General features: G+C 63.0%; 2 protein-coding genes and 1 pseudogene. 1 reads left to right on the forward strand and 2 read right to left on the reverse strand.

What is annotated here, in order from left to right:
* The coding region (locus tag M0954_RS19205) for an aminotransferase class I/II-fold pyridoxal phosphate-dependent enzyme (RefSeq protein WP_297354919.1) at nucleotides 1–798 on the reverse strand (798 nt) is incomplete at its 3' end.
* Between the two features lie 111 nt (nucleotides 799–909).
* Between M0954_RS19205 and M0954_RS19210 the strand changes: the two genes are divergently transcribed.
* A complete protein-coding gene (locus M0954_RS19210; RefSeq protein WP_133894156.1) occupies nucleotides 910–1,347 on the forward strand; it encodes a carboxymuconolactone decarboxylase family protein in 438 nt (145 codons plus the stop codon).
* A 128-nt stretch (nucleotides 1,348–1,475) separates the two neighbouring features.
* On the opposite strand, the pseudogene M0954_RS19215 reads toward M0954_RS19210, so the two are convergent.
* Nucleotides 1,476–1,993, reverse strand: a pseudogene (locus M0954_RS19215) (MFS transporter); the annotation flags it as partial.

Genomic DNA, 1,993 nt, shown 5'->3' on the forward strand with positions numbered 1-1,993 from the left:
CGTGACATAGACGAGCCGCGCGTTGTCCGGAAGCTTGTGAACCATCAGGCCGTCCGCATCCACCGGCACGGCAACGACCTTCGCCCCGGCCGCCGCGAAGCAGGCACGTGCAGGCGGATAACCCGGATCTTCCAGCGCCGCCACGTCGCCTGGACGCAGCATGACGCGCCCCATCAGGTCGAGCGCGTGCTGCGCGCCTTGCGTGACGAGCACCTCATCCGCGTTGCACACGACTGCGCGGTTAAACCCGAGATAGCGCGAGATCGCGAGACGCAATTCCGGCTCTCCTGCCGCCTCGCGATAACTCCCGGGACTGCGCGACTGCGCTTGCACAGCGTGATTGATGCAGCGGCGCCAGACGTCGAACGGGAACAGCGATTTGTCCGTCATGCCGCCAATGAATTCGTGCGCCAGCACGAGCTTCGATGCTGGCAACGACAAGCCGGCAGGCATGTGCTCCCAGAGCGGTTGCGCGCGCGCTTTCGATCTGGCTTTCGTCTGTGCACGCGCCGGTTCAACCGCCCGAACGTACCCCGCGCGTTGCACGGGCAACCGCTGCAGACCTTCGGCAACGAACGTCCCTGCCCCTGTGCGCGCGCTCAGATAGCCCTCGGCAAGCAGCCGCTCGAACACATCAAGGGTTGTCTTGCGCGACACGCCGAGTTGCACTGCGAGATCGCGCGTGGACGGCAAACGCGTTCCGCCCGCCAAACGTCCTTCGACGATGCCCGTGCGCAATTGCCGGTAGATCTGTCCCGCCAGGTCGCGGCGTCCAACAACTACGATGTGGATGTCCATCGAAGTGGCTACCTGAGATAGTCGATAAATGGCTATTTTATACGACCAATTTAAGGCCTAAGCTGACGTTCGTAATCCGGTCTCGCGGACATTTTCAATCAGGAGAAAACCATGCAATCCCGTCTCGACTTCTACAAAGCGAGCCCCGCCGGCACCCGCGCCATGATGGCGCTGGAGAAGGTCGTCAGCGAATGCGGTCTCGAGAAACCGCTGATGGAACTGGTGCGATTGCGCGCCTCGCAGATCAACGGCTGCGCGTTCTGCGTCGACATGCATACCACCGATGCGCGCAAAGGCGGCGAAACGGAGCGGCGTCTGGCGTCCGTCGTCGTCTGGCGCGAAGCGCCGTTCTTCAGCGAACGCGAGCGCGCGGCGCTCGAATGGACGGAAGCGCTCACGCTGGTTGCCCAGACTCATGTGCCGGATGCAGTGTGGGACGCGGTAAGACCGCATTTCACCGATCAGGAACTGGCCGAGTTGACAATGCTGGTGGTCGCGATCAACGGCTGGAACCGGATCTCGGTCGGGTTTCGAAAGATTCCGGAATGAACGAAGCTGTAAAGCGCAGCGCCAGGAAACAGCCATAAAACAAGGCCGTAAACGGAACAGGGCGCGCCGCAAAGGCGCGCCCTGTTCCGTTTATCGAGCGGGAAACGGCATCCGTTCCCGTCTGACGCTTACTTCGCCGCGGCAGAAAGTTGCCCTTCAGCCTGCGCGTTCTCGCGCGCTTCGTTCGAGCTGCGATGATGCTCGCGTGACAGGCGGTTCATCAGCGGCAACAGCAGAACGGCCACCAGCGCACCGAGCGCCGCGAGCCAGCCGAGGCCCATGAAAAGCTTCGTGTAAAGCGGCAGTGACTGCAGCGGATCCAGATCGCCGGAAGGCATCTGCGCGAAGTTCGCCACCACGCTGCCCAGGTATTGCGACACGCCGCTCGCCACGAAGTACGCGCCCATCAGGAAGCCGCTCATACGCGCCGGCACGTAGCGCGCAATCATCGCGAGACCCAGGCCGCTCACCAGCAGTTCGCCGAGCGAATACAGCCCGTAGCCGCCCACCATGAACCACGAGGACACCCGGCCGTCCACCGCATAACGACCGCTCACCGCGTAGACGAAGAAACCCGCTGCGACAACCGCGAAGCCAATCGCATACTTCACCGCCACCGACACATCGTTGCCGCTCTTCGCCGCCC

The sequence above is a fragment of the Paraburkholderia sp. genome, assembly GCF_026225065.1.
GTDB lineage: Bacteria > Pseudomonadota > Gammaproteobacteria > Burkholderiales > Burkholderiaceae > Paraburkholderia.

Coding starts and splice junctions, on each gene's coding strand:
- M0954_RS19210 (WP_133894156.1), top strand. CDS start 910: ATGCAATCCCGTCTCGACTTCTACAAAGCGAGCCCCGCCGGCACCCGC.